At 75.5% G+C, this 18,771-nt stretch carries 22 protein-coding genes; 13 read left to right on the top strand and 9 right to left on the bottom strand.

The annotated features are described in order from the left end of the window. Positions 1 to 39 precede the first annotated feature (39 nt). Positions 40 to 459, top strand: coding sequence for a hypothetical protein (locus ACI79T_RS06675; RefSeq protein ID WP_456609259.1), 420 nt, complete (start codon positions 40 to 42; stop codon positions 457 to 459). A gap of 61 nt (positions 460 to 520) precedes the next feature. Continuing rightward, entirely contained in the window at positions 521 to 904 is a 384-nt protein-coding gene (locus ACI79T_RS06670; protein ID WP_456609258.1) for a VOC family protein, read from the top strand. A 76-nt stretch (positions 905 to 980) separates the two neighbouring features. On the opposite strand, the gene ACI79T_RS06665 is transcribed toward ACI79T_RS06670, so the two are convergent. Beyond that, positions 981 to 1,832 (bottom strand): alpha/beta fold hydrolase, encoded by an 852-nt coding sequence (locus ACI79T_RS06665; RefSeq protein ID WP_456609257.1) that lies wholly within the window; start codon positions 1,830 to 1,832, stop codon positions 981 to 983. Between the two features lie 78 nt (positions 1,833 to 1,910). Between ACI79T_RS06665 and ACI79T_RS06660 the strand changes: the two genes are divergently transcribed. Genes ACI79T_RS06660 through ACI79T_RS06650 form a run of 3 tightly spaced genes read left to right on the top strand, consistent with a single transcriptional unit; the run spans position 1,911 to position 4,809 of the window. After that, entirely contained in the window at positions 1,911 to 2,876 is a 966-nt protein-coding gene (locus ACI79T_RS06660) for a metallophosphoesterase family protein (RefSeq protein WP_456609256.1), read from the top strand. Then, positions 2,873 to 3,400: a hypothetical protein gene (locus tag ACI79T_RS06655; RefSeq protein ID WP_456609255.1), complete on the top strand. Its 528-nt coding sequence runs from the start codon at positions 2,873 to 2,875 to the stop codon at positions 3,398 to 3,400. Before ACI79T_RS06660 ends, ACI79T_RS06655 begins: the two co-directional genes overlap by 4 nt. Then, positions 3,397 to 4,809, top strand: a complete 1,413-nt coding sequence (locus ACI79T_RS06650; protein ID WP_456609254.1) for a M20/M25/M40 family metallo-hydrolase — start codon at positions 3,397 to 3,399, stop codon at positions 4,807 to 4,809. Before ACI79T_RS06655 ends, ACI79T_RS06650 begins: the two co-directional genes overlap by 4 nt. Here ACI79T_RS06650 and ACI79T_RS06645 read toward each other — a convergent pair. After that, on the bottom strand, positions 4,806 to 5,582 hold the full coding sequence (locus ACI79T_RS06645; RefSeq protein ID WP_456609253.1) for a putative protein N(5)-glutamine methyltransferase: 777 nt from the start codon (positions 5,580 to 5,582) through the stop codon (positions 4,806 to 4,808). The two genes, ACI79T_RS06650 and ACI79T_RS06645, sit on opposite strands and share 4 nt — an antisense overlap. A gap of 64 nt (positions 5,583 to 5,646) precedes the next feature. On the opposite strand from ACI79T_RS06645, the gene ACI79T_RS06640 reads away from it, so the two are divergent. Further along, positions 5,647 to 6,537, top strand: coding sequence for a DUF2510 domain-containing protein (locus ACI79T_RS06640; RefSeq protein WP_456609252.1), 891 nt, complete (start codon positions 5,647 to 5,649; stop codon positions 6,535 to 6,537). 48 nt (positions 6,538 to 6,585) lie between these two features. On the opposite strand, the gene ACI79T_RS06635 is transcribed toward ACI79T_RS06640, so the two are convergent. Then, positions 6,586 to 7,071 (bottom strand): GNAT family N-acetyltransferase, encoded by a 486-nt coding sequence (locus ACI79T_RS06635; protein ID WP_456609251.1) that lies wholly within the window; start codon positions 7,069 to 7,071, stop codon positions 6,586 to 6,588. Between the two features lie 88 nt (positions 7,072 to 7,159). On the opposite strand from ACI79T_RS06635, the gene ACI79T_RS06630 reads away from it, so the two are divergent. Genes ACI79T_RS06630 through nudC form a run of 3 tightly spaced genes read left to right on the top strand, consistent with a single transcriptional unit; the run spans position 7,160 to position 10,727 of the window. Beyond that, positions 7,160 to 8,470 carry a M16 family metallopeptidase gene (locus ACI79T_RS06630; RefSeq protein WP_456609250.1) on the top strand — a complete coding sequence of 437 codons (1,311 nt, stop codon included), beginning with the start codon at positions 7,160 to 7,162 and terminating at the stop codon, positions 8,468 to 8,470. Further along, positions 8,467 to 9,831, top strand: a complete 1,365-nt coding sequence (locus ACI79T_RS06625; RefSeq protein WP_456609249.1) for a M16 family metallopeptidase — start codon at positions 8,467 to 8,469, stop codon at positions 9,829 to 9,831. The genes ACI79T_RS06630 and ACI79T_RS06625 overlap by 4 nt, the downstream gene beginning before the upstream one ends. Beyond that, complete coding sequence (nudC, locus tag ACI79T_RS06620; RefSeq protein ID WP_456609248.1) at positions 9,828 to 10,727, top strand: NAD(+) diphosphatase; 900 nt, start codon at positions 9,828 to 9,830, stop codon at positions 10,725 to 10,727. The genes ACI79T_RS06625 and nudC overlap by 4 nt, the downstream gene beginning before the upstream one ends. A gap of 3 nt (positions 10,728 to 10,730) precedes the next feature. Here the strand turns inward: nudC and ACI79T_RS06615 are convergent, their stop codons facing one another. From ACI79T_RS06615 to ACI79T_RS06605, 3 genes are all read right to left on the bottom strand, one after another. Further along, positions 10,731 to 11,318: a uridine kinase gene (locus ACI79T_RS06615; RefSeq protein WP_456609247.1), complete on the bottom strand. Its 588-nt coding sequence runs from the start codon at positions 11,316 to 11,318 to the stop codon at positions 10,731 to 10,733. 62 nt (positions 11,319 to 11,380) lie between these two features. After that, positions 11,381 to 11,965: an ANTAR domain-containing protein gene (locus tag ACI79T_RS06610; RefSeq protein ID WP_456609246.1), complete on the bottom strand. Its 585-nt coding sequence runs from the start codon at positions 11,963 to 11,965 to the stop codon at positions 11,381 to 11,383. Positions 11,966 to 12,028: 63 nt separating this feature from the next. Then, positions 12,029 to 12,295 (bottom strand): mycoredoxin, encoded by a 267-nt coding sequence (locus ACI79T_RS06605; RefSeq protein ID WP_456609245.1) that lies wholly within the window; start codon positions 12,293 to 12,295, stop codon positions 12,029 to 12,031. A gap of 185 nt (positions 12,296 to 12,480) precedes the next feature. Here ACI79T_RS06605 and ACI79T_RS06600 point away from each other — a divergent pair, with 185 nt between their 5' ends. From ACI79T_RS06600 to ACI79T_RS06585, 4 genes are all read left to right on the top strand, one after another. Beyond that, the gene (locus ACI79T_RS06600; RefSeq protein ID WP_456609244.1) at positions 12,481 to 14,475 is read left to right on the top strand and encodes an ATP-dependent helicase; all 1,995 of its coding nucleotides are present in this window, start codon (positions 12,481 to 12,483) and stop codon (positions 14,473 to 14,475) included. 197 nt (positions 14,476 to 14,672) lie between these two features. Continuing rightward, positions 14,673 to 14,996, top strand: coding sequence for a hypothetical protein (locus ACI79T_RS06595; protein WP_456609243.1), 324 nt, complete (start codon positions 14,673 to 14,675; stop codon positions 14,994 to 14,996). A gap of 138 nt (positions 14,997 to 15,134) precedes the next feature. After that, positions 15,135 to 15,497: a WhiB family transcriptional regulator gene (locus tag ACI79T_RS06590; RefSeq protein ID WP_456609242.1), complete on the top strand. Its 363-nt coding sequence runs from the start codon at positions 15,135 to 15,137 to the stop codon at positions 15,495 to 15,497. Positions 15,498 to 15,574: 77 nt separating this feature from the next. Further along, on the top strand, positions 15,575 to 15,739 hold the full coding sequence (locus tag ACI79T_RS06585; protein ID WP_456609241.1) for a hypothetical protein: 165 nt from the start codon (positions 15,575 to 15,577) through the stop codon (positions 15,737 to 15,739). A 51-nt stretch (positions 15,740 to 15,790) separates the two neighbouring features. Here ACI79T_RS06585 and ACI79T_RS06580 read toward each other — a convergent pair whose 3' ends face one another. The 3 genes from ACI79T_RS06580 to ACI79T_RS06570 form a co-directional block, all read right to left on the bottom strand. Then, on the bottom strand, positions 15,791 to 17,113 hold the full coding sequence (locus ACI79T_RS06580; RefSeq protein ID WP_456609240.1) for an ABC1 kinase family protein: 1,323 nt from the start codon (positions 17,111 to 17,113) through the stop codon (positions 15,791 to 15,793). A 66-nt stretch (positions 17,114 to 17,179) separates the two neighbouring features. After that, the gene (locus ACI79T_RS06575) at positions 17,180 to 18,289 is read right to left on the bottom strand and encodes a ThiF family adenylyltransferase (RefSeq protein WP_456609239.1); all 1,110 of its coding nucleotides are present in this window, start codon (positions 18,287 to 18,289) and stop codon (positions 17,180 to 17,182) included. A gap of 143 nt (positions 18,290 to 18,432) precedes the next feature. Continuing rightward, positions 18,433 to 18,585 (bottom strand): DUF5679 domain-containing protein, encoded by a 153-nt coding sequence (locus ACI79T_RS06570; protein WP_012950213.1) that lies wholly within the window; start codon positions 18,583 to 18,585, stop codon positions 18,433 to 18,435. Positions 18,586 to 18,771: the final 186 nt, after the last annotated feature.

Here is an 18,771-nt window from a genome sequence, read left to right as displayed (position 1 = left end):
AGGAACGGGACCGTCCGGACGAGCAACCTGGAGGGCGCGATGGACCTGTCGCCGCGGTGCACCGTGCGGGCCCTCCTCGCGTCGAGCGCCGTGCCGCTCCTCGCCGCGTGCGGTGGTGGCGAGGTGGTCTCGGCAGGCGACGTGACCGTTCTCGTCGCCGAGCAGGCAGAGGCCGGCATGGACGCGCTCGGTGGTGGCCGGCTGGAGGTCGTCGGTGGCTGCCTCGGCGCCGGTGGCTACGTGATCGTCTGGCCCTCCGGTACCGAGGTGGTCGACGAGGACCCGGTGACGATCGACGTCCCCGGCCACGGCACCTACGGCCTCGGTGACCAGGTAGAGGTCGCAGGTGGCTTCGTCCTCGAACACTCCTCCCAGGACGTGGAGCCCGGCCCCTTCGACGTCGCGGGCGTGACCGTCCCGGCCGGGTGTGCGGAGCACGACGTCTTCCTCGCTCGCTGACGAGGTCCCCCTGCCCGCAGGCCCATGGCACGCCCCCCGTCGGGTGGACGAGGATGGCGCCATGGACGTCCTGAGCAGCCGCATCCTGCTGCGACCGTCGGACACCCGGCGGTCGCAGTCGTTCTACCGGGACGTCCTCGGGCTAGCGGTGTACCGCGAGTTCGGCCCGGCAGAGCATCCGGGAGTGGTCTTCTTCCTGGGGAACGGGCTGCTGGAGGTCTCCGGCCGGTCAGCGGAACGCCCGGAGGGCCTGGCCCTGTGGCTGCAGATCCGGGACGTCGCCGCCGAGCACCGTCGTCTGGCGGCGGCCGGCGTGACGGTCACCCAGCCGCCCCGGCTGGAGCCGTGGGGACTGGTCGAGATGTGGATCGAGGATCCCGACGGCGTCCGGATCGCGCTGGTCGAGATCCCCGAGGAGCATCCCCTGCGCCGCGACCAGCGCTGAGTCGGCCCGCGGGGCGGCAGCGTCCAGCCGCGAGACGTTCCCGCGGGAACGCCGGGCCCGCCGCCGTGGCCGGGCGTCAGGTCGAGGCGACGCGATCCAGGATCGCGGCGGCCAGCTGCTCGGGGGCCTGCTCCGGGACCCAGTGCGTGATGCCGGGCAGCTCCACGAACCGGTAGTCGCCGCTGACGAACTCCGCGCACGCCTCGGCGGCGGTGCGGCCGATCGCGACGTCGGCGTCGCTCCACACGTAGGTGGTCGGTATCTCGACCTTGTCCACGCGGATGTCCGAGCTCATCGCGCGGTACCAGTTGAGGGCCGCGGTCAGCGCGCCGGGCGCGGACAGCGCGGACACGTACTCGTCGGCGGCCTCGGGGGAGACCCCCGTCTCGCCCTCGGCGCCCAGCAGCATCCGGCGCAGCCGCCGGCCGTCGTCGGCGAGCAGCACCTCCTCGGCCTTGCCCGGCTGCCAGAACAGCCGGATGTAGGCCGACCGCTCCTTCTGCTCCGGGTCGATGCGGAACGCCGCGGTGTAGGCGGCCGGGTGCGGCACCGACACCGCCGTCAGCGACCGCACCCGGTCGCTGTGCCAGGCGGCGACGGTCCACGCCACGTTCGCGCCCCAGTCGTGCCCGACGACGTCGGCCACCGGGATCTCCAGCGCCGTCATCAGGTCCGCGGTCACCTGCGCCAGGTTCTGCATGGCGTAGGCCTCGACCTCGGCGGGCCGCGCGCCGGGGGAGTAGCCCAGCTGGTCCGGCGCGTAGGTGCGCAGCCCGGCCTGCGTCAGGAGCGGCGTCACCGCCGCCCACGACGCGGACGTCTGCGGGAAGCCGTGCAGCAGCAGCACCGGCCGGCCGTCCTCGGGGCCGTCCACGCGCACGTCGAAGGTCAGGTCGCCGACATCGGTGCGCAGCAGTTCTCCGGGCATGCCCCGGACGCTAACGGTCCCGCGCGGCGACCGCGCCCTCCGGGAACGTCCCGGCGGCGCCGCCGCGTTGGACCCCACATGCCGTTGACCCGACGACAGTTCCTCGCGGCGGCCGCCGGCGTGGGCGGGGCGGCCCTCACCGGTGGGGTCCTCGCCGACCAGGTCTGGCCGCTGCTGAGCCGGGAGGACCTCGTTCCCGGCCGGACGCCCGAGTTCGTCCTGCCCCGGCAGGCCTGGACGACCACGCCCGACCGGCTGACCTTCGCCGCCGTCGGGGACACCGGTACCGGCGGCCGGCAGGCGGTCGCCGTGGCCGCGCGGATGGCCCAGGACTACGAGGCGAACCCGTACGGGCTGATCACCCACCTCGGCGACATCTGCTACTACGGGAAGATCGAGGACCGGTTCGACGACGTCTTCCTCCGCCCCTACGGACCGCTGATCCAGGCCGGGGTGGACGTCGAGCTGGCCATCGGCAACCACGACGGCGAGGTCTACTTCAGCGACGCCCGGCTCGAGGAGATCGAGACCGAGCTCCGGCTGCTGGGCACGCCGTCGCGCTACTACCGGTCCACCCACGGCCCGGTGGACTTCTTCTACCTCGACTCCAGCACGCCCGGCCTGTTCGGCGACGACGCCTCGACGCAGCTCGACTGGCTCGACGACGCGCTGAGCACGTCGGCGAGCCAGTGGAAGGTGGTCTGCCTGCACCACCCGCCGTACTCCTCGGGCCGCCACGGGGCGACGCCGGGAGCGGAGGACATGCTGGTCCCGGTGCTCGAGCGGCACGCCGTCGACCTGGTGCTGACCGGCCACGACCACAACTACGAGCGCACCGTGCCGCTGAACGGGATCACCTACGTGGTCAGCGGTGGCGGCGCGAAGCTCACCCCGGTGCGTCCGACCCGGATCACCGCGGCGGCCGAGTCGGTGCTGCAGTACCTGCACGTCGAGGTCGACGGCGACCGGCTCACCGCCCGGTGCATCCGGCCCGACGGCGGTCTGGTCGACCGGTTCACGCTGCGGGCCCGCGAGGGCCGGTGAGCAGGCGGGCGCGGGCGCGCCGGGCGGTCCGCGAGGGCGCGGCCGCCGGCTACGGGGCGGCCGCGGCCGCGGTCGTCGTCGCCCCGGCGCTGATCCTGGACTCGACCGCGACCGGGGGTGGGGTCGCCCCGTCGTGGCAGGCGCGGGACCTGTTCGCGGTCAGCGCGGTGCTCGGGCTCGGCTACGGGATCGTCTGCTACCGGCGGCTGCGCCGGCAGTCGACGATGACCCGCTCCCGCCCGAACGTCTGGATCGCCGCGGTGCACGCCCTGGTGGCGCTGGCCCTGCTCTCCTCGCTGCTGCTCGCCGTCGTCCTGCACGAGCTGGGGGACATGCAGGCGCCGCTGGCCGGTCAGGAGTGGACGCTGCTGGCGCTCTGGGGCGGCGTGCAGCTGGTCGCGGTCGCGGTCGCCGAGGCGGTCGAGCGGGGTGTCTTCCGCTGGCTCACCAGCCCCGAGCGCCGCGCGGCGGCCGGACACGGCGCACGGCCGGTTCCCGCCCGGCACTACCGTCGGGGACCGTGACCAGCGCCGAACGCGACTTCGTCCTCGACCACCTCGACGACCTGCACGCCGACCTCGACGCCTGGCTGCGCATCCCGTCGATCTCGGCCGACCCCGCGCACTCCCGCGACGTCGCCGCCAGCGCGACGTGGCTGGCCGACGCGCTGCGCCGCGTCGGCTTCCCGACGGTCGAGATCTGGGCGACCCCCGGCGCGCCCGCGGTCTTCGCCGAGTGGCCGTCGGCCGACGCCGGCGCACCCGTCGCCCTGGTCTACGGCCACCACGACGTCCAGCCGGTCGACCCGCCGGAGCTGTGGGAGCACCCGCCGTTCGAGCCGACCCGCGTCGAGGGCCCCGACGGGCCGGAGCTGCACGCCCGCGGCGCGATCGACGACAAGGGCAACGTCGCCTTCCACCTGCTCGGCATCCGCGCGCACCTCGCCGCCACCGGCCGGGACACCCCCGCCGTCACCGTCAAGCTGCTGATCGAGGGCGAGGAGGAGTCCGGCTCCCCGCACTTCGCCGCCCTCTTGCAGGAGAAGCGCGACCGGCTGGACTGCGACGTCGTCGTCGTCAGCGACACGGGGATGGCCGCCCCCGACGTGCCCAGCGCCGTGACGGCGATGCGCGGCCTGGCCGACGCCGAGATCACCCTGCGCGGCCCGGCCGTGGACCTGCACTCGGGCTCCTTCGGCGGCGCCGTCCCCAACCCGCTGCACGCGCTCGCCGAGCTGGTGGCGGAGCTGCACGACGACCAGGGCCGGGTCACCCTGCCCGGGTTCTACGACAGGGTGCGCCCGCTGACCGACCGCGAGCGCGAGCTGATGAGCCGGGTGCCCTTCGACGAGCAGGGGTGGCTGGCCGGTCCGGCCGCCTCGCGGGCGACGTACGGCGAGGCGGGCTTCAGCACGCTGGAGCGCACCGGCGCCCGGCCCACCGCCGAGGTCAACGGCATGTGGGGCGGCTACACCGGCCCGGGCCACAAGACGATCATCCCGGCCGAGGCGCACGCCAAGATCACCTTCCGGCTGGTCTCCGACCAGCGGCCGGAGGACGTCGGGCCGATGCTGCGCGACTGGGTGGCGGCGCGCGTCCCGGCCGGCATCGAGGCCGAGGTGCACACCCCGCCCGGTGGCGTCTCGCCCTGCGCCAGCGACCTCGACTCCCCGGCGATGGCTGCGCTGCTGTCGGCCATCGGCCAGGCCTTCGACACCGCGCCGGAGGAGGTGCTGTTCACCCGGGAGGGCGGCAGCGGGCCCGAGGCCGACCTGGTCGAGGCGCTGGGGGCCCCGCTGCTGTTCCTCGGCGCCGGCCTGCCCACCGACCGCATCCACTCGCCGAACGAGCGGGTGCTGCTGCCGATGCTGTACCGCGGCGCGGAGGCCGCGGCCCACCTCTGGCGCGAGCTGGCGGCCGCGCGACTGCGCTAGGCGAGGAGGCCGACGACGACGGTCGCGCCCAGGTCGTCGTCGGTGACCACGCGGGCGGCGAGCCCGGCAGCGGTGACGACGTCGATCGCGGTGCCGGCCTGGGCGTCGCCGCACTCGAACAGCACCGCGCCGCCGGGAGCCAGCCAGGCCGGGGCGTCGGCGACCACCCGGCGGACGAGTGCCAGCCCGTCCTCGCCGCCGTCCAGGGCCACCCGCGGTTCGTGGTCGCGCGCCTCCGGCGGCATCAGCCCGATCGCCGCGGTGGGCACGTACGGCACGTTCGCCGTGAGGACGGCGACCCGGCCGGCGAGCGGTGCGGGGAGGGCGGCGTACAGGTCGCCCTCGTGCACCGGCACGCCGGGCAGGTTCCGCCGGGCGCAGTGCACCGCCGCGGGGTCGACGTCGGCGGCGTGCAGGTCGATCCCCGGGACGGCGGCCGCCAGCGCCGCACCCACCGCGCCGGTGCCGCAGCACAGGTCGACGACGACGGCACCCGGCCGGGCGAGCGCGACCGCCTCGCGGACCACCAGCTCGGTCCGCCGGCGGGGGACGAAGACCCCGGGCGCCACCGCGATCCGCAGGCCGCAGAACTCCGCCCAGCCCAGCAGCTGCTCCAGCGGCGTCCCGGCCACCCGCCGGTCGACCAGCCGGGAGAGCTCGCGGGAGTCCGCGGCCGCGGACGCGAGGAGGACGGCCTCCTCCTCGGCGAACACGCACCCGGCTGCGCGCAGCCGGAGGACGACCGCCTGGTCCGGCGCAGCTCCCGGGTGCACGGCGACCTCCTCGGGTGGCCACCGGTTCCGGTGACGGGGACGGACGACGCCCTAGGCTGATCGCGTGGTCGGAGTGGAGCAGGACGCCGCGCCGGGGTGGTACCCCGACCCGAGCGGTGTCCCGGACACCGTCCGCTGGTGGGACGGCACGGGCTGGTCCGACGTCATGATGCCCGCCGGTCCCGGCGTGGCCGTGCACCGCACGCCCGCTCGCCCGCAGCCACCGCAGCCGGCGGCGGCGGCCGCGCCCTCCGCACCCGGAGCCGCGCGCCCGTGGTTCCGCCCGCTGGTCGCGGCCGGCTCGGTGCTGGCGCTCGTCGTGGCCGTCGTCGTCACCGTGCTGGTGCTGCGCCCGGAGGGCGACCAGGGGACCGGCACCACCGCCGCGCAGGACCTCGGGTCGGTCCCGCCGCCGGCTGCCGGGCCGGCGTTCCCGCCGGGCACCGTGCGGATCTTCGACGAGGCCGCCGGCATCTCCTACCCGTACCTGGGCGAGGGCTGGAGCGAGTGGGCGCTGTGGGGGCAGTTCGAGACGACGGAGACGGCGGGTCAGTACTTCACCACCCAGGAGCTGACCCCGGACGGCACGACGTTCGTCTCGCAGTGCACGTCGGGACCGCTGCTCGACGCGTTCGCCTACTCCGGACCCGCCAGCCTGGCGGCGGCGACCGCCGTGGTGGCCGACAGCGTCCGGCGCAACTACTACCCGGGTCCCAACGAGCGGGAGGTGTTGCGGAACGAGCCCCGCACCGTCGACGGCCACCCCGCCCACCTCTACGAGTTCGCGCTGAGCTGGGACGTCGAGGGGTACGACGCCTCCGGCGAGCGCGCCGCGGTGCTGCTGATCGACGTCGGCCGCCCGGCGCCCGCGCTGCTCTACGTCTCCATCCCGAACACCCACGCCGAGCTGTACGGCGTCATCGACCAGGTCGTCGGCGCCGTCGACGTGCTCTGACGACCGGGGCCGCGCCGGCACCCTCGGTCCATCGAGTGGCCGGTGCCGCTAGCGCGGGATCGTCAGGCGCATGCTGGGGTGGGATGCCTCGGTGAAGCCCAGCGCCCGGTAGATGCCGCTGCCGGTCGCGGTGGCCGAGAGGACGACGGTGCCCACCGCGGTCTCCTCCCGCAGCCAGCCCAGCAGCGCCTCGACGCACGCCCGGGCGTATCCGTGTCCCCGCCATCCGGGCAGCGTCGACACGTTGAACAGCTCCGCCCGCAGACCACCGGGGTTCGCCGGCCCGGGCGCCCAGTGCACGTATCCAGCCGCCGCGCCACTGACGATCCGCCCCGTCGCAGGGTCGTCGACGACGTAGGCGGCCAAGCCGTCCGGAGTGGCCAGTCGCGTGGCGAACCAGTCACCGGCCGAGGTCCGCCAGGCAGCTTCCGGGCCGCCCGGGTCGGTGCCCATGGCGGCGAACATCGCTGCCCGGAGCTCCATGAGTCCACCGACGTCGTCGGGTCCGGCCCGGCGTGGCTGCGGCTCGGTCACAGGAGCATGCTGCCCGACCCCGGTGGCCCACCCCGGACGGGTGCACCAGACGGCGGCACGCACTCGGGCGCGGCTACTGTCGGGAACCGTGACTGCAGCTGGGACCGAACTGACCCTGCGGCACCCGATCGAACGATTCACGCTGGACAACGGTCTGCGGGTGGTCCTCGCCCCCGACCGCAGCGTGCCCGTGGTGGCGGTGAGCGTCTACTACGACGTCGGGATGCGCAACGAACCCGAGGGCCGCACCGGCTTCGCCCACCTCTTCGAGCACATGATGTTCCAGGGGTCGGCCAACGTCGCGAAGATGGAGCACGCCCGGCTGGTGCAGGCCGCGGGCGGCACCTTCAACGGCTCGACGCACCAGGACTACACGAACTACTTCCAGGCGCTCCCCACCGAGGCCCTGGAGCGCGCGCTCTTCCTCGAGGCCGACCGGATGGCCGCCCCGGCGATCACCGAGGAGAACCTCCGCAACCAGATCGACGTGGTGAAGGAGGAGATCCGGGTCAACGTGCTCAACCGGCCCTACGGCGCCTTCCCCTGGCTGCAGCTGCCGCAGGTCGCGTTCGAGACCTTCGCCAACACCCACGACGGCTACGGCTCCTTCGTCGACCTCGAGTCCTCCACGGTCGACGACGCCACCGACTTCTTCTCCCGGTACTACGCCCCGGGCAACGCCGTGCTCTGCATCGGTGGCGACCTCGACGTCGCCGAGACCGAGAAGATGGTGCGCCGCTGGTTCGGGCCGATCGCCGGCCGCGACGTCCCGCCGCTGCCCTACACCGGGGAGCCCTCGCCCACCACGGTCCGCTCGGCGGTCGTCGAGGACCCGCTGGCCACCGCACCCGCCCTGGCCATCGGCTGGCGCGTGCCCGACCCGGTCGGCGACTTCGACACCTACCTGGGCAGCGTCCTGCTCGCCGAGGTGCTCAGCGAGGGCGACGCCTCCCGGCTGGAGCGCCGGCTGATCCACGACGACCGGACCGCGATCGCGCAGAGCAGCTACGTCGGCCTGTTCGGCGACCCGTTCGACGTCCGCGACGCCACCCTGCTCACCACCCAGGTGCACCACCCCGCCGCGGTCCCCGCCGACCGCGTCATGGCCGCGGTGCACGAGGAGATCGCCCGCATCGCCGAGGACGGCGTCGACGCCGACGAGCTGCGCCGGGTCCAGGCGCGCATCGAGGCGCAGCTGCTCCAGCAGGCCGACTCGGTGCTCGGTCGCACGCTGGCCTTCGCCGCGGCCGAGCTGGTCCACGGCCGCGCGGAGCTGGCCGGCGAGCTGGCCGCGCGGCTCGCCGCGGTGACGCCGCAGGCCGTCCAGGTGGCGGCCCGCGGGCTGGATCCGGGCACCGCCGCGGTGCTCGAGCTGCGACCGGCGGGGGGCGCCCGATGACCACCACCCTGGAGAGCTCGATCATTCCGCCGCTGGGCGAGCCCCGGCCGCACCCGACGCCGGTCGCGCAGGAGACCACGCTGGCCAACGGGCTGCGCGTGGTCATGGTGCCCCGGCCGGGCGTCCCGCTGGTCGAGCTGCGGCTGCGGGTGCCGTTCGCCGCGGCCGGCGCCCGCAACGCCGGCGTGCACGCCGCCCGGGGCGCCGTGCTGTCCGGTGCGGTGCTGCTGGGCACGGCGCAGCACGACCAGACCGACATCGCCCAGCTGCTGCAGAGCCACGGCGCCGAGCTCTCCGTGAGCACCGACGCCGACCGGCTGATCTTCGGGACGACGCTCCTCCCCGGCGGGCTCGGTCCGGTGCTGGAGCTGCTCGCCGAGCTGCTGACCGGCGCCGCCTACCCCGCCGGCCAGGTCGACGGCGAGCGCGACCGGCTGGCCGAGCGGATCGCGATCGCCCGCACGCAGCCGGGCACGATCGCCCGCACCGCCCTGGCCGCCCGCCGGTACGGCGCGCACCCGTACGCCATCCAGCTGCCCGACGCCGAGCTGGTCGCCGCGGTGCGCGCCCCGGCGCTGCGCCGGCTGCACCGGGAGCGCGTGCTGCCGGCCGGCAGCATCCTCGTGCTGGTCGGGGACCTCGACCCGGGTCAGGCGGCCGACACCGTCGCCGCCACCCTCGAGGGGTGGGGCGGCAGCGGCAAGGCGGTCGAGACGCCGCCGGTCGCCGAGCAGCGCCCGGACGGGATCGAGCTGGTCGACCGCCCGGGCGCGGTGCAGTCCAACCTCCGGCTGGGCGGGCCGGCACCCAGCCGCACCGACCCGGACCTGCCGGCGGCCCGGCTGGCGGCCATGGTCCACGGCGGCTACTTCTCCTCCCGGCTGGTGGAGAACATCCGCGAGCGCCGCGGGTACAGCTACAGCCCGCGCAGCGGTATCGAGCACCAGCGCGCCTCGTCGTCGTTCCTGGTGGAGGCCGACGTCGCCACCGAGGTCACCGGCCCGGCGATGCTGGAGACCCTCTACGAGCTGGGCCGGATGGCGCTGACCCCGGTCACCGAGGCGGAGCTCGACGCCGCCCGGCGCTACATCCTCGGGAGCATGGCGCTGTCCACGTCGACCCACGCCGGCCTGGCCAGCACCCTGTCGGCGCTGCTGGGCGTGGGCCTGCCGGCCGACTGGCTGACCACCCACCAGCGCGACCTCACCGCCGTCACGGTGGACCAGGTGCAGGCGGCCGCCGCCCGCTACCTGGCGCCCGAGGCGCTGACCGCCGTCGTCGTCGGTGACGCCGGCCGGGTGGCCGACCAGCTCGGCGCACTGGCGCCGGTCACCGTGACCGGGAGCGGCGAGCAGGCATGACCCCCGGGTCCCGCGCCGACGACGGCCGCCCGCTGCTCTCCCGCGTCGGCCACGACCGGGCACACCTGTCCCGGTTGCTGCCCGACCCGACCGGTGGCCGTCCCGTGCGGGTGCTCACCGTCGACGCCCAGCGCACCGTGCCGGTCCAGGAAGGCCCGACCGGCCCGGTCCTGGTGTGGGACGAGCGCCCGGCGCTGCCGGCCGGAGCGGTCTACCTCGGCGAGGACGGCGGCGTGCCCTACGCCGCCGTCCGGGGGGAGCGGGCGCTGACGGTGAACGGCCGCCCGGTGGACCTCTGGGCCGGGCTGCGTGATCTCGGCACCGCGCTCGGCGACCTGGACGCCGGCCTGCTCGTCCAGGCGATCGGCATCCTGGAGTGGCACGAGCGGCACCGGTTCAGCCCGCTCACCGGCGCACCGACCACCGTGGAACGGGCCGGCTGGACGCAGCGCGACCCGACGACGGGGATCGAGTTCTTCCCGCGCGTGGACCCCGCCGTGATCATGCTCGTCCACGACGGGGCCGACCGCGTGGTGCTCGGCCGGCAGGCGACCTGGCCGGCCGGGCGGTTCTCCATCCTCGCCGGCTTCGTCGAGCCGGGGGAGTCGGCCGAGGCGGCGGTGGCACGGGAGGTCGCGGAGGAGGTCGGGCTGCGGGTCACCGACGTCCGCTACGTCGCCAGCCAGCCCTGGCCGTTCCCGCAGTCGCTGATGCTCGGCTTCGTCGCCCGCGTCGACGGCGACCAGGAGCTCCACCTCGATCCCACCGAGATCGAGGAGGCGCGCTGGTTCACCCGGGACGAGCTGCGGACCCCCGACGGTCAGCTCGCGATCCCGCCGTCGATCTCGATCGCCCGGCACATCCTCGACCGGTGGGTCCAGGGCGAACTCGGCTGACGATCAACCGGTGAGGCGGCCGCCCAGCACCAGTGCCGGGCGGTCGGCGTGGTCAGCCAGCACGACGGCGTCGGCCAGCGCAGCCGGGTCGACCTCGTCGTCGTAGCGGTCGTAGGCCGGTAGCGCCCACGCGTCGTCCGGCGCGGTGCGCCGCCGCCGTGCGGCAGGGCCCACCTGCAGGTGCACCACGACGTCCAGGGCGAGGCCGGCCCCCAGCAGCAGCGCACCGGCCACCAGCAGCACGGCCCCGGCCGGCACCGGCTGCCGTGGCAGCCGGGCGGCCCGGTCCCGCTCCAGGTCCCAGAGCACCGGCAGGTACTCGCCCGACCCGCCGGGACCGACCGGGGCCAGGACCTCGCGGTTGAGCGCGTTCACGTCCAGCCAGTCGGTGTAGCGGGCATCGGGGTCGGTCCGGCCGTGCTCGAGCCGCAGCGAGGCCGGCCGGTAGAAGCCGGTGGCGGGGACGACGACGGCGCCGCGGCCCAGCGCGGGGAGGCGATCGGCGATCGCGGCGGCGAGGAGCTCGGGCGCGGCCAGTTCGGGGCCGTCCACGGCGACGCGCAGCGCCGCCGCACCCGGCTCGGCGGGCACGTCCGCCAGCAGGCCGGCCAGCCGGTCGGCGAGGGCGTCGGGGGACAGCGGCTCCGGCCGGGTCAGGACCGGCCGTCCGCGGTGGCGACGGCACCGGTGGGCACCGGGACCGGTCGCAGGGTGGCTGCCGGGGGCGCGGGGACCGGAGCGGGGACGTCGGCAGGAGCGACCGCGTCCGGCACCAGGCTCCCGAGGGCTTCGTGGGCGAGCTCGACCACGGGGCGGCCCTGCGTGCGCGCCTCCCGGCGCAGCCCCTCGAACGCCGTCCGGAGGCTCACGCCCTGCCGCTCGGCGAGCACGCCGATGGCGCGTTCGGTGGCCACGCGCGAGGCCAGCGCGTGCTCGAGCTGGGCGACGGTGCGCTCCAGCGCCGCGATCCGTGCGTCCACCGGATCGGCATCGGCGGGCGGACCGGCCGGGCCGCGCGCCGCTCGCCGCGCCGTGCGGTCGGGCTCGGGCCGCGCGCCCAGCTCGTCGGCCACCAGGTCGGCCAGGGTCATGCCCTCGACGAGGCCGTCCACCGGGTCACCGCCGACCGTTCCGGCAGGCAGGGGGACGACGACCCAGCCGCGGGTGACCCGGGTGAGCGCGATCCGCGGCCGGTCCTCACCCGGCGGGCACCCCGGTCCCTCCGGACGGAGGGGCACCGCGTCAGGGGACGCGGGCCCGTCGGGTCCGTCGGAGGGCCAGGGGCCGGGGACCACGGGAACTCACGCCTCCGGGAGCTGGGCGAGCTGGGCCTTGACCGCGTCGATGCTCGGGTTGGTCAGCGCGCTGCCGTCGGTGAAGACCAGCGTGGGGACGGTGCGGTTTCCCCCGTTGGCCTGCATGACCAGGTCCGCGGCCTGCGGATCGGTCTCGATGTCGACCTCGGCGAACTGGATGCCCTCGCGCTGCATCAGCTTCTTGAGGCGCACGCAGTACCCGCACCACGTGGTGGTGTACATGGTGACGGGGGCGCCGGGGGTCGTGGTCATCGCGGGGAGTCTCCCTGTTCGTGCCTGGCGGGTCCAGCCCCGGGACGGGGTGGCGTGTGTGTGCATGCCAACGAGTTGCTCCTGGGGATGCTTCCCGCCGCCGTCGGTGCCGGCTGGGAGGATCGTCCGGGGGGCCGACGGCGCCCGGGGGACGAGTGGGCGAGAAACGCGGAGGGACGCCGGAGATGCCGCATGCGGACGCGGAGGTCGTGCTCGACGGCCTCGACGACGAGCAGCGCGCCGCGGCGCACGCGGTGTCGGGGCCGGTCTGCATCCTCGCCGGTGCCGGCACCGGGAAGACCCGCACGATCACCCACCGGATCGCCTACGGCGTGCACACCGGCACCTACGTCCCGGAGCAGGTGCTGGCGGTCACCTTCACCGCGCGGGCGGCCGGTGAGCTGCGCACCCGCCTGGCCGCGCTCGACGTGGGCGGGGTGCAGGCCCGCACCTTCCACGCGGCCGCGATGCGCCAGCTGCGCTACTTCGCGCCACGGGTGCTCGGCGGCCCGATGCCCGGGCTGATCGAGAACAAGCTGCGGGTGGTCGCCTCCGCCGCCACGCGCAACCGGCTGACCACCGACCGGACCAGCCTGCGCGACCTCGCCAGCGAGATCGAGTGGGCGAAGACCACCCTCGCCACGCCCGAGGACTACCCGGCCCGCGCGAAGGCGGCCGGGCGCGAGGCCCCCTTCGAGCCCGCCGCGGTGGCGGCCGTCTACGCCAGCTACGAGTCGGCCAAGCAGCGCGACGGCGCGCTCGACTTCGAGGACCTGCTGCTGGTCACCGCCTACGCCATCGAGGAGCACCCGGACGTCGCCCGCCAGGTGCGCGCGCAGTACCGGCACTTCGTCGTCGACGAGTACCAGGACGTCAACCCGCTGCAGCAGCGGCTGCTCGACGCCTGGCTGGGCGGCCGCGCCGAGATCTGCGTGGTGGGTGACCCGAACCAGACCATCTACTCCTTCACCGGCGCCGACCCCGACTACCTGCTCGGGTTCGCCGACCGATACGCCGACGCGGCCGTGGTGAAGCTCGAGCGGGACTACCGCTCGACGCCCCAGGTGGTCGGGCTGGCCAACCGGCTGATCGGCCAGGCGCCGCCGCGCAAGGGCCTGCCCGGCCTCCGCCTGCTCGGCCAGCGGCCGCAGGGCCCCGAGCCGACCTTCGTCGAGCACCCCGACGAGCCCGCCGAGGCGGCCGCGGTCGCCGCCCGGTGCAAGGCCCTGATCGACGACGGCACACCCGCCGCCGAGATCGCCGTGCTGTTCCGGATCAACGCGCAGTCGCAGGTGTACGAGTCGGCGCTGGCCGACGCCGGGGTGCCCTACGTGCTCAAGGGCGGGGAGCGCTTCTTCGAGCGGCCCGAGGTCCGGGAGGCGGTGCTGCTGCTGCGCGGGGCAGCGGCCGGGGGGAACGACCCGGGCATGCTCGTGCCCGCCGTCCGCGACGTGCTGGCCTCCACCGGCTGGGTGGAGCACCGCCCTCCGGCCGGGGGAGCGGCGCGGGACCGCTGGCAGTCCCTCGCCGCGCTGGTCGACCTCGCCGTCGACCTGGTCGCCGAGAACCCGTCCCTGGACCTGGCCGGCTTCGTCACCCACCTGGCCGGCCGGGCGGACGCGCAGCACGCGCCGACCGTCCAGGGCGTCACCCTGGCCTCCATGCACGCCGCCAAGGGCCTGGAGTGGGACGTCGTCTTCGTCGTCGGGCTGGTGGACGGCGTGCTGCCGATCGCCCAGTCGCTGAGCCGGCCGGTCGCGGTGGAGGAGGAACGGCGGCTGCTGTACGTGGCGGTGACCCGAGCCCGCGAGCAGCTGACGCTCTCCTGGTCGCTGGCCCGCAACCCGGGCGGCCGGCGCTCCCGGCCGCGCAGCCGGTTCCTCGACGGCCTCGCGCCGGACTCCGGACCCACCGCCCCGCCGGCCCGCCGTCCGGCCAAGCGCCCCAAGGTGGTGCTGGAGGGCGAGGCCGGCGAGCTGTTCGAGCGACTGCGCGCCTGGCGCAGCCAGGCCGCCCAGTCGGCGTCGGTGCCGGCGTACGTGGTCTTCACCGACGCCACGCTGCAGGCCATCGCCGAGACCCGGCCCGGCAGCCTCCGCGAGCTTTCCGGGCTGCCCGGCATCGGCGCCCGGAAGCTGGAGCTCTACGGCGAGGACGTGCTGGCCGCCGTCACCGGCTGAACAGGTGAGGACGCCGTCGCCGAGGGCGACGGCAGGCGGTTTCGAGACCGGCGGGAACTCCGTCCGGAGGAATCGCGATTAATTCGATTGACCCGGATTCCGGCGGGGTCATAGTGTCCCGTCGCACACGAGATGCGCCCCGTTGCGCGCCCGGCCGACCGGCCGGAGCGCGGACCCAGGAAGGAGGAGGAGCTTCGATGACCAGCATCACCTGGACCGCCGCTGCCTCCGACCTCCTCGTCCGGGGCGGCGCCGATGTGCGCGAGGGTGGCCTGATCATGTCCGGTCCCGCCACCCCGATCCAGGGCACCGGTCTGCCCGTCGCCGCCTGCACGGGCGGTGCCGTGGCCACCGGCCTGATCGGTTCGACCGCCGGCACGGGCTCGTCCCGCGTCGCCCCGGTCGCCGTCCGGCGCCCGAAGTCGCTGCGCACCGTCGAGCGCTTTCTCGCGCCCACGTACCTGCCCCAGCACGACAGCACCACCCTCGGGATCCGTTCCCCCGGGAGACCGCTGAGCTAGCCGCTCGCCGGTCCTCCTCGAGGCCGCGGAACCCGAACCCCGGGATCCGCGGCCTTTCTCGTTGCTCCGCGGCACCCGGCCGACTTCGGTCGGCGGACCCCCGCCGGCCGTACCCGACGAGTACGAGGAGGAGCGGCAGTGCAGCAGACGATCGACCGCCCGACGTCCCACCGCCGGCCCGGGCTCACCTGGACCGACGGCGCCACGTCGTCGACCAGCCCCCACCCGCGGCGACCGCGGCCACCGCTGTCACCCGCGCCGGTCCGGCGTCCCCTGCCCTGCCGGGTGGAGGACTCCGAGCTGTGGTTCGCCGAGAGCCCGGACCAGCTGGAGCTCGCCAAGAGCTTCTGCGGGGACTGCCCGGTCCGGGAGGCGTGCCTGGCCGGTGCGCTGTCGCGCGCCGAGCCATGGGGCGTCTGGGGCGGCGAGATCTTCGAGCGGGGGGCGGTCATCGCCCGGAAGCGGCCCCGCGGTCGCCCCCGCAAGGTGGTCGCCGCATGAGCCCGGCGGCGCCCACCCCCACCACCACATCCGGCATCCCGGCGGCCCGGCCGCCGACCCCAGCGAAGGAACCCGCCATGTACATGCTCGAACACGAGATGGCCCGCAGCCGCATGCAGGAGCTGCAGGCCGAGGCGATGGCCGCCAGCCGCGCCCGTCGTCTCTACCTGGCGCGACGGTCCGCCCGTCGCGCCGAACGCGCGGTCCGCCGGGCCGCGCGCGCCAGCGCCTCGGTCTATTGAGCGCAGCGAGGTGGCGTCCGGTCGGGCACCCAGCAGGTGCCCGACCGGATGTCACTCGGTGAAGCCGGGCAGCCATTCCTCCAGGACGGCGCGCCAGTCGGCCGCCGCGTCGAGCTGGCAGAGCACGCCGATGGAGCCCATCGACACCCGGTGGATGAGCAGGTAGGCCGGGGGCAGGTTGAGCTGCCGGCCCAGCCGGTTGGCGTCGGTCCGCGGGTCGCCGATCCGCATCGCCTGCTCCTGCATCCACGCGCGGGTGAAGTGGAAGTGGTGCCCGGCGATCGGCTCCAGCAGCGGTCGCAGGTAGTCGAGCACCGCGTCGGCGTCGACATCCACCCCCGGCCGCACGAACCCCTCGGTGCGCAGGTCGGCCAGCACCTCGGCCGCGCGCCCGTCCAGCGCCCAGCGCAGCAGCCGCCCGATCGGCTCGGGATGGCCGTCGGGGAGCCGCGCGATCGCGCCGAAGTCGATGACCCCCAGCCGCCCGTCCGGCAGGAGGCGGAAGTTGCCCGGGTGCGGATCGGCGTGCAGCAGCCCGGCGCGCTGGGGCGCGGAGAAGTGCAGCGTGGCCAGCAGCCGGCCGGCGTGGTCGCGCTCCTCCCGGCTGCCCGTGGTGATGATCCGGGACAGTGGGGTGCCCTCGATCCACTCCGAGACGACGACCTTGGGAGCGCTGGCCACCACCCGTGGGACCGCGATCTCCTCGTCACCGGCGTACGCGGCGGCGAACGCCCGCTGGGCGTCGGCCTCCAGCCCGTAGTCCAGCTCCTCGACCACGCGGGCCTTCAGCTCGGCGATGAGCGGCTTGACGTCCAGCCCGGGGAAGACTGCGGCGAACAGCCGCGCGAACCGGGCCAGCTGGTTGAGGTCGCTCATCAGCGCCGTCGCCGCGCCCGGGTACTGGATCTTCACCGCGACGTCGCGCCCGTCCCGCCAGGTGGCCCGGTGCACCTGCCCGATGCTGGCCGCCGCGGCCGGCGCGTCGTCGAACTCGGCGAAGCGCTGCCGCCACGTGCCGCCGAGCTGCTGGGCCAGCACCCCGTGCACAGTGCGCACCGGCATCGGGGGCGCCGCTTCCTGCAGCTTGGTGAGCGCCTCCCGGTAGGGCGCCGCCATCTCCTCGGGCACCGCGGCCTCGAACACCGAGAGCGTCTGGCCGAGCTTCATGGCGCCGCCCTTGAGCTGCCCCAGCACCGCGAAGAGCTGCTCGGCGGTGCGCTGCTGGAGCTCGGCGTTCACCGTGTCCGCCGACTGCCCCGACAGGCGCTTGCCCAGCCCCAGCGTGGCCCGGCCGGCGGCGCCCAGGGGAAGGGACGCCAGGCGTGCGGTCCGCGCGACCGATCCCCGCGGCATCACCGGTCGCTCGTCGCTCACGCGTCCTCCTCGCCGGCGCCGTGTGGTGGCGGTGCCGTGTCGTGTCCGGTGAGCCCGTGAGCTCGTTCAGCGGCCCATTGTTGCCTGATCCACCGGTGTCGTGCCGGGAAGCGCCTCGGGGCAGTCCTCGGAGGTGGCCTCCCGGTGATCGGCCGCGCCGCAGTCGCAGGACGGGTGGGGTGGCCATCGCCGCAGGCGGGGGAGCAGATCGGGTGGTCGGAGCTCGACGGTGGCGTCGAGCGTCGCCGGCGCGCCGGACCCGTCCAGCACGGCGAGCACCTGGCCGGCCGCGAGGAGCGCGGTGAGCAAGCAGGTGAGGGTGGCGCCGCTGGGCGGGGGCTCCGTCGCGGTCAGCTGGGCGGCGAGCCGGGGCCAGCGCGCGTCGGCATCCCGGCGGTGCAGGTCCCCGCAGCGCAGGCAGCTGGTGGCGCCGGGCACGACCAGCGGTCCGACCACCCCCGTCTCGCCCCGCACGGTGGCGACCAGATGGGTGCCGGCGAGAGCCGGCACCAGCGGGTCCGAGGCCGCCCACGGCCGGGTCAGCACGGTCAGGTCGGGTCGCAGGCCCGCCGGCAGCGGCCCGAGATCGGTCAGCGGGCTCACCCTGCGGACCGCGTCCGCGGCCGCCACCGCACGGGGCCGCCCCTCGTCCGCGGCGGTCAGCCCGCCGACGACCGCGTCGGCGGCGGTGACCACGCCCGTGTCGCGGACCACGACCCGGCCGACCCCGCTGGCGGCCAGGATCGCCGCCAGCGGGGTGCCGACGCGGGTCGCGCCCTCGACCACCACGGTGGCCAGTCGGCGCGCGCGCCAGGACGAGGAGCGGGGGACGGCGGCCGCCGCGGGCAGCTCCACCGCCGCCCGTGCGGCCGCGCCCGGGCCGGCGCCGATGGCGATCAGGTCGGCGGCGTCCAGGTCGGTCAGCAGGCCGCCCGCGCGCAGGGCGTCCAGCGCCGCGTCCACCAGACCGGGGTCGAGGCCGTCGCGGACCGCGTCGGCCCGCACGGCCCGCTGCGAACGGCGGCCGTCGAGGCCGCGGAGCAGCGGAGCCAGACCGACGGCGGGCTCGAGGAGCAGCCCGTCGGTCGAGTCGACGCCACCGACCTGCACGCTCCCGCCGTCGCCCAGGAGCAGCGGTGTCGCCGCGGGCAGGAGGGGATGGGCGTTGTCGCTCACCCCGGCAGGGTCGCAGCCCGGCGGGCGTCGCGGATCCGTCGTCCACAGGACGACGGACGGCGGCATCCCGCGGGGGATGCCGCCGTCGCGACGGTCGTCCTGCCCGGCCCCGGGCGTGCGAGGGGCCGCAGGAGGGGGGCTGCTCAGGCCTTCCCGAGGATCCGGTTCATCTTGGTGCCGCAGACGGGGCAGGTGCCCTGCGCCATGCGACGGCCCGACTCGCTGACCTTGACCTCGCCGTCGAAGTCGCGCTTCTCCTTGCACTTCACGCAGTAGCCGTTGTAGCTCTCCGCCACGGGATCTCCTCGCCTCGGGGCGCCTCGGCTCGCACGCCGGGCGCCGTTGCGCGAGAACGCTACCCGGGCGGGCCCGGCGCGACGCCGTCGCCGGCCGCCCGGACGGGCCGCCCCGGGTGCGTGCCCGCGGTGCGTTCCCCACAGCTGTGGACAACCCTGTGGACGCCATGGGGACGACCAGGCGTG

It is taken from the genome of Blastococcus sp. SYSU DS0619 (assembly GCF_054051035.1).
Note: the sequence above shows the minus strand (reverse complement) of the source record. Positions and strands in the feature narration are given on the sequence as shown.